This window comes from Clostridioides sp. ZZV15-6597 (genome assembly GCF_020657815.1).
Taxonomy (GTDB): Bacteria; Bacillota; Clostridia; order Peptostreptococcales; family Peptostreptococcaceae; genus Clostridioides.
In genome coordinates this window covers 1-7,069 of sequence record NZ_JAGWCT010000153.1, presented here as the reverse complement: position 1 = coordinate 7,069, position 7,069 = coordinate 1, and the positions used below count along the sequence as shown (strand labels likewise).

Below are 7,069 nucleotides of genomic sequence, written 5' to 3'. Positions count from 1 at the left end.
GAAGAGATATATTATTTAAATGTAATATATCTCTTTTTATATATAGAGATAATAGATATAAGATATTAATATATATAATTCTCTTAATAATAATTAATGTTATATATATTGAATCAAATAAAAGAATCTAAAGAAGGTGAGTATGTTGTTTCTAAAAAAATTAAGTAAACACAAGAAAATTTATATAAATATAGGTATATTAACAATAGTAACTTTGTTTTCTACCTTTATACAGTCCCCATTAAGTTTTGGTTCAGATGATGTACCTTCTAAAAAGCAAAAAGAAAAAATAGTTAAAGAAAGTATAGAAAATGATTTTACAACACGTAGATATACATTAGGTCAAAGAAAGATTAGAGATGATGTTAAGAATAAATCTACTTTAAATGATGTTAAGCTTCCACTGATAAAAGTTGAAATTTTAGAAGAACCAAATTATATATTAAATGATAGATATATAACAAATATATCTGAAATACCTGCAAATACTGATGGAATTCAGACTAAATCAATTGGCAAATTTAAAGTAAGTGCTTTTTGCAATTGTAAAAAATGTAAAGTTAATTCTGAATCAATGGTTAAGTATAGAAATTATGAAGGGGTTAATGTAGCTGTAGACCCTAATATAATTTCATTTGGTGATAAAATCTATATAGAGGGTCTAGGAATAAGACAAGCACAACCAAGTTCACAAAAGGTTTCTGGTAAAGAAGTAAAAGTTTATGTAAAAACACATAATGAAGTTGTAAGATTTGGTACTAAAACAATAGATGTATATAAAGTATTTTAAGGAGGAATAGTATGAAAATTTATAATTTGATTAGATTAGGTTTTTTGAGTTGTATTGTTGGCCTAATTTTACAGAAACCAGATATTTTACAAGCAATAGAAAGTACTAGTGAAACTGATACTTTAGTTGTTAAACATGTAATAAAAAAAGATGTCTTAGTCAACCCTAATACCTTTGTTTCAACTAAAAAACTAGAAGTATCTGATACTACTCAACTTGATAATTTACAACTAAAGGAATTAGGTAATTTCGTAGCTACTGCATATTGTCCATGCAAAATTTGTTGTGAACAATGGGCATCTAGTCCTGAGAATAAAATCACTTCCATTGGTGTAGCTGCTTATCAGGGAAATACTGTAGCTGTAGACCCTAAAATTATTCCTTATGGAACAAAATTATATATAGAAGGACTAGGAGTTTTAATAGCAACTGATTGTGGTGGAGCAATTAAAGGAAATAGACTTGATATATATTATTCAACTCATGCTGAATGTGATGCATTTGGCAAAAAAACTGTAAAAGTTTTTAAAGTAGAAGAATAAACTTGTTGGAGGTGTATATGAATAAATTTCTAAAAAGAAAAACTAATATAAAAATTATACTGTTTAGCTTAATCGTTTTATTTACTTTGTTAGTAGGAAGCTTTATTTTAACAAAACCTAACTTAACTCAACCTACAATGAATTTTAATGAATTCATGACCCTTGTAAAATCCAATAAAGTAGATAGTGTGATAATGGATATAGATTCATTTATGATGAATATCAAATTAAAAAATGGAGCTACTGGATTAGTTATAAATCCTAATTATAGAGAATTCATAAGAGAATTATTGGATGCTGGAATAAATGTAAAATTTAATAATACGATTGGACCTGATACATTAATCACTATGTATGTGTATTTACTTGTTTTTATATTAATTCTATCTATATTAATTTTATCTATCATTTCTCTATATAAATTTATTAAGACTCATCCTTTTAATTTTAATGAAGAAATCAATATGATTAAAAGTGATGTTAATCTTAATAATATTATTGGATTAGAAAATATAAAAGAAGATTTATGTTACATTACAACTTGTTTAAAAGGACCAGCATCAATAAAATCTTTTGGTATAGAACCTATAAAAAGATTACTCATAGAAGGTGATTATGGTACAGGAAAAACATTACTCTCAAAAGCAATAGCTGGAGAGATAAATGCAAATTTATTAGGTTATGATGGTTCAAATTTCTTAGATAAGTTTTCAATTCAAAAACTTAATAATATATTTGAAACTGCTAGATTTAATAAACCTTCTATTATCCTGATTGATAACTTAGATGTCCTATTTTTAAATATACAAAATTTCTCACAACTAAAAATATTTTGCTTTAACTTAATAAAAAACTTAAATGAGCTAGATGAAAATACACTTTTTATAGCAACAATAAGAAACAAAATGCTACTTTGTAATTATTTGAACATAAATAGAGACTTTGATAAGATAATTAGTATTCCAAACTTAGAAGATAATCTTAATAAAGATATTCTTATAAAAAGCTTCTTAAAAAATAATTCTTTTGAAGATAATCTAAAAATAGAAGAGATAATTAAAATGCTTCCAAATAAATTCTCAGCTGGTGAGATTGAATTATTAATAAATAGAAGCATTGAAGAATCCATAAAATCTAATGATAATGGGTTAATAAAAAAAGAATATATAAAAAAGTCTCTTTCAAATTATTTAGAAGCGAAAATATAAAACTTAGGGGGTAATAAAATATGAGTACCAAAGATTATATAGAGGCAAAAAATGTTAATAAAAAAAGTAGAGGAGTAGTAAGTATATATAATTTTGAAAAGAATATTAAAAATTTAGATGCACTTATTGTAGGAATATCATCTGACTTTAAATTTAAACATAAAAGTGATTTATATGATGAATCTGATTTTGAAATATTAAAAACTTTAGAAAATAATAATATAGAAGCTAATTTTGGAGATTGTCTTGTTTGTATACCAAACACTGAATCTAGGTTGGCAAAAAAAGAAATCCGCTATGTCATCGGAATTGTTCTTCCAAATTGGTTGAATGGTTTAAATAGAGCATATTATGATGAAGTTCTTACACTAGGTTTTAGCAATATGAACTATATTTGTAGTGATTATAAAATAGATAAGATAGCTATATCTATTCTAGATGAAAAGTATCCCTATGCCGTTGTTGACAAGAATTTTTTATATTCATTAGTTGAAATCTCACACTCTTTTAAAGAAGTTTGTCTGTTAAAGGAACGATTTTCAGAAACTTTAAAAAATCCTAAAGCTCTTGAAAGTTTATATTTTATATGTGATGTAATGAATTTATGTAAATACTTAATTATTCAAAGAGATACTGGAGATTTTTCCATAGATATAGACAAAATTGTTAGTTGTACAGAAGAAAATAGAAGTGTTTGTAAGTGCTCAACAGATAATTGTTTAAAAGAAATGTTTGATATTTATAATGATGAATATTGTACAAGCTACCAAAATTATAGTCTCAATGAAAATGTAAACTTAATTTAATACTAGAGAAGAACTATAATAATTTTAAGGTTTATAACTAAATTATATAGGTTATATTCCTTAAACTTATTTACTGTATTAAATAGGGATTATTAAAAAATAAATAATGGGGAGGCTTTAATATATGAAAGTATACCAGCAGCAAATAAATGAACATATTAAAAGAGATATATTGGCTTGTAGTTTAGAAGAATTTAGAGGAATAATTAAAGATATAATAAAGCTTCTACAAGATAATAAAACAGAATCACAAAAAAATAGTTTTAGTTCTTGTATACTTTTAAAAGAAAACTTTTATTATGCTAAAAAAGTATTATCAGAAGAATGTAAACTAAATGAAAATATAAGCTTATTTTCATTTAATTCTTCAGAATTTATAAATGAATTCAATATATGTAGTATAAAAAAACTACAAAAAATCTTTGAATCTTCTAAAGCTCTATCCACTGTTTTTATAGAAATTGATGATATAGATAAATTAGATATATTTACTCAAAAGATACTATCAAGAAAGATACTATCAAGAAAGATAAAAAAAATAAACAGTAATATAATCTTTATAGCTACTTTAAGTAGTCAAAAAAAAATGAAAAAGTTTTTACTTCAAAATACCTATTTTGATAAGATAATTAAAGTATATCAAGATGAGAAAGAAAACACTGGTATAATGGAGTATCTTAATAAAAAATATGATTTTAGATTTTCAAATGATTTTCCAATTTGTTCATTAATTTCTATATTTGAAGACTTAAGAGAAAATGATTGGCTATATATATTATTTCATGCTATGGAGATATCACGTAAAAAAAATTGTGAAGGAGTAATATTTATAGAACATTTTAAAGAAGCTATAAAAAGATATAGTAAATATTATAAAGGACCTGAAAAATTTGATTTAAATAATATTTAATAAAGGGAGAGATTGAATTGAAAAAAAATTGCAAATCAATTATTTTAATTACAACACTACTATCAAGCTTTTTACTTACTGGATGTGACAGAAAAGTGTCACAACTAAAACAAGAAAATAAAAAACTAAACCAAAACATAGAGAATAAAGACAGAGTGATAGAGCAGTTAAAAAGAGATATACAAGGTTTGAAAATAACTGAAGAATCACCTACTACATCATTACGTACTATAGAAGGTTCCTCTGTCCCAGAATTTATTACCATTGATGGGAAAATTGAATTTCCAACTAGACTTGAAATGCCTAATTCAACTGAAGCTGTAAATAACTCATACATTTTGCTAGGAAATAAATATAAATTTGTACCTTCGAATAATTGGTTAATTAAGCTTCAAGGAAATACTTTAGAGTGTAGCCATCCATCCAAAGTATGGGGAAATTTGAAAGCTATAGGAATGAAAGAAGAAATTCCAAAAGATGTTTTGAAAGAAATGTTAAAATCATTTTTTAACTCTTTCCCTTCTACTAAAATAACTTATAGAGAAACTTTTATTGATGGAAGGAATGCTGGTCTGATTGCAAATGCACCTATAACAGTTGATAAAAAACCATATTTCATAAATGTTGGAGTAATTCAAAAAGGTGAATATGGAGTTTTAATATTATTTGCATATGAAGATAACAAATCTGGTGTACAACAGGAATTAATAGATTTATTAATCTCATCTGGAATGTATGCTGACTATAAAATAAGCTTGGAGTAAATATAGATGATTAAAAAAATGAATTTAAATTTGTTACAAATGTTTTCAATTATTATTATAGGTATACTCTTATCAGTTGTTATTTCTAATTTTGTAATAAGTGCAGGAGTAGTCCCTACAAACTCTATGTCTCCTACGATATTAAAAAATGATACTGTTGCTATATATAAATTAGGTGATAAAAAAGAATACAAACGTGGAGACATTGTTGTATTTTCAAAGGAAAAAGCTTCAGACAACATATTGAAAATATTATTATTTGGTAGAAATGAGAAAATGTATGTAAAAAGAGTTATAGGAATTGGTGGTGACACTGTAGAGATAATAAATGGTGTTGTATATATAAACAATAAAAGTATAAAAGAAGATTATATATTGTATAATGATTCTTTAAATATTCCTAAGAAAACAATACCTCGTGGACAATACTATGTTCTTGGAGATAATAGAATGAATTCTGAAGATTCTAGGTACTGGAAAAACATATATTTAGAATCCAATAAAGTAATCGGAAAAGTTATATTTATAATGAAGAAGTAAATTAGTAAATCATGTAATTATCTTAATTAATATTGAAAGGAGAAATATATTAATATAATGAAAGAATTTGGCACAAATAAAATACAATTACAAGGAATGTTATTAGATAAATTTACATTCAGTCATGAAATTCCTTTACAAAATAATAATGAGTCTCTTATGGATTTGGATTATAAAGAAATATTTTATGAAAATAGGTTAAGTATAAAAACTGGAGATAAAGAAGATGTTATAAATTTATTGTTTAATAAAAAACTTATCAGTAATTTAAAGAAAGGTAACAGGGTAAATATTAATGGCCAAATAAGAACTACAAATAAAGTAGTAAATGGCAAAAACAGACTTTTAGTATATGTATATGTTTTAGATGTAAAGTATACAGAAGAAAAGACATATTTAAATATAGCTGAACTAGAAGGATATTTATGTTGTGAAAAAAATTACTGGAATACTCCAAAAACTGGAGCAAGTTGTAATACAAAACTTAGAGTCTATAGATATTATGAAAAAGCTGACTACATACCAATTGTTTTATGGGGTGTTAATGCAACTACATGTAATAAATTTGAATTTAATACAAAAATTAAAGTATCTGGTAGATTTATAAGTCGCCAATACAAAAAAGATTTAGGTAGTGGTAATCTAGAAACAAATACAAGTTATGAACTTTTTGTTTCATCCATGCAGAAGCTATCCTAGAAATATATTTTATACAATTAATAAAAAAGTAATAGTTATTAACAACTATTACTTTTTTATTTTTAAGTTTATCATAACATCAGCTCTTACTATTTAAACTTTCAATTAAATATATCTCCAGATAGAAATCAAAATTAAATATGATTATGAATATTTCAAAACGTAAGAAAAAAGCTTAAATTATGTTTTTCTCTGACTATCCTCTGACTACTTCCATTATAGCTTTTTCTATAAAACATATGTAACCGTTATATTTACTGGTTTTATCATAAAAATGGCACAGAATACTTAATTCTGTGCCATTTTCTTATTTTACTATTATTTTTATAAATTTCCATTTTAAAGCTACGTTTTTAAATATTCGATTAAACATACGTCAAATTTTCTAGAGCCATCTTAAAATCCATTTAAAGACTCACTTTTTCTTGCACTCAATAAAAATATACTTTGTTATTATAATTTTTACTACTCCCTCTTTATTTTTTATAAAAATCTATTTTAACAACTTATTTTTATGTATTTGATTAAATATATGATGAATATCCTAGAGCCATCTTAAAATCCATTTAAAGACTCACTTTTTCTTACACTCAATAAAAATATACTTTGTTATTATAATTTTTACTACTCCCTCTTTATTTTTTATAAAAGTCTATTTTAACAACTCACCTTAATGAAAATATATTTTATTATATACTTCTTTTTCCTCTATGTATTTTTTATAAGAATATATTATTAAAAATATTAGCTTTATATATTTTATCTCTCTTTTTTTATAAATATATCTCAAGATATTTTATCTATAAATTA

The 7,069-nt window shown here is 24.1% G+C and carries 8 protein-coding genes; all 8 read left to right on the top strand.

The genetic code is table 11. The annotated features are described in order from the left end of the window. Positions 1 to 142: 142 nt before the first annotated feature. The 8 genes from KGF52_RS19705 (at position 143) to KGF52_RS19670 (ending at position 6,259) form a co-directional block, all read left to right on the top strand. A complete protein-coding gene (locus tag KGF52_RS19705) occupies positions 143 to 790 on the top strand; it encodes a 3D domain-containing protein (RefSeq protein ID WP_227841354.1) in 648 nt (215 codons plus the stop codon). Positions 791 to 801: 11 nt separating this feature from the next. Next, positions 802 to 1,332: a 3D domain-containing protein gene (locus KGF52_RS19700; protein WP_227841353.1), complete on the top strand. Its 531-nt coding sequence runs from the start codon at positions 802 to 804 to the stop codon at positions 1,330 to 1,332. Between the two features lie 17 nt (positions 1,333 to 1,349). Then, positions 1,350 to 2,540: an AAA family ATPase gene (locus KGF52_RS19695; RefSeq protein WP_227841352.1), complete on the top strand. Its 1,191-nt coding sequence runs from the start codon at positions 1,350 to 1,352 to the stop codon at positions 2,538 to 2,540. Between the two features lie 20 nt (positions 2,541 to 2,560). After that, positions 2,561 to 3,346: a hypothetical protein gene (locus KGF52_RS19690; RefSeq protein WP_227841351.1), complete on the top strand. Its 786-nt coding sequence runs from the start codon at positions 2,561 to 2,563 to the stop codon at positions 3,344 to 3,346. Positions 3,347 to 3,470: 124 nt separating this feature from the next. Continuing rightward, positions 3,471 to 4,256, top strand: coding sequence for an ATP-binding protein (locus KGF52_RS19685; protein ID WP_227841350.1), 786 nt, complete (start codon positions 3,471 to 3,473; stop codon positions 4,254 to 4,256). A 17-nt stretch (positions 4,257 to 4,273) separates the two neighbouring features. After that, a complete protein-coding gene (locus tag KGF52_RS19680; RefSeq protein ID WP_227841349.1) occupies positions 4,274 to 5,020 on the top strand; it encodes a hypothetical protein in 747 nt (248 codons plus the stop codon). Positions 5,021 to 5,026: 6 nt separating this feature from the next. Further along, positions 5,027 to 5,560, top strand: a complete 534-nt coding sequence (gene lepB, locus KGF52_RS19675) for a signal peptidase I (protein WP_227841348.1) — start codon at positions 5,027 to 5,029, stop codon at positions 5,558 to 5,560. A 57-nt stretch (positions 5,561 to 5,617) separates the two neighbouring features. Then, a complete protein-coding gene (locus KGF52_RS19670) occupies positions 5,618 to 6,259 on the top strand; it encodes a single-stranded DNA-binding protein (protein ID WP_227841347.1) in 642 nt (213 codons plus the stop codon). Positions 6,260 to 7,069 lie beyond the last annotated feature (810 nt).

Coding starts and splice junctions, on each gene's coding strand:
- KGF52_RS19705 (WP_227841354.1), top strand. CDS start 143: ATGTTGTTTCTAAAAAAATTAAGTAAACACAAGAAAATTTATATAAAT.
- KGF52_RS19700 (WP_227841353.1), top strand. CDS start 802: ATGAAAATTTATAATTTGATTAGATTAGGTTTTTTGAGTTGTATTGTT.
- KGF52_RS19695 (WP_227841352.1), top strand. CDS start 1,350: ATGAATAAATTTCTAAAAAGAAAAACTAATATAAAAATTATACTGTTT.
- KGF52_RS19690 (WP_227841351.1), top strand. CDS start 2,561: ATGAGTACCAAAGATTATATAGAGGCAAAAAATGTTAATAAAAAAAGT.
- KGF52_RS19685 (WP_227841350.1), top strand. CDS start 3,471: ATGAAAGTATACCAGCAGCAAATAAATGAACATATTAAAAGAGATATA.
- lepB (WP_227841348.1), top strand. CDS start 5,027: ATGATTAAAAAAATGAATTTAAATTTGTTACAAATGTTTTCAATTATT.
- KGF52_RS19670 (WP_227841347.1), top strand. CDS start 5,618: ATGAAAGAATTTGGCACAAATAAAATACAATTACAAGGAATGTTATTA.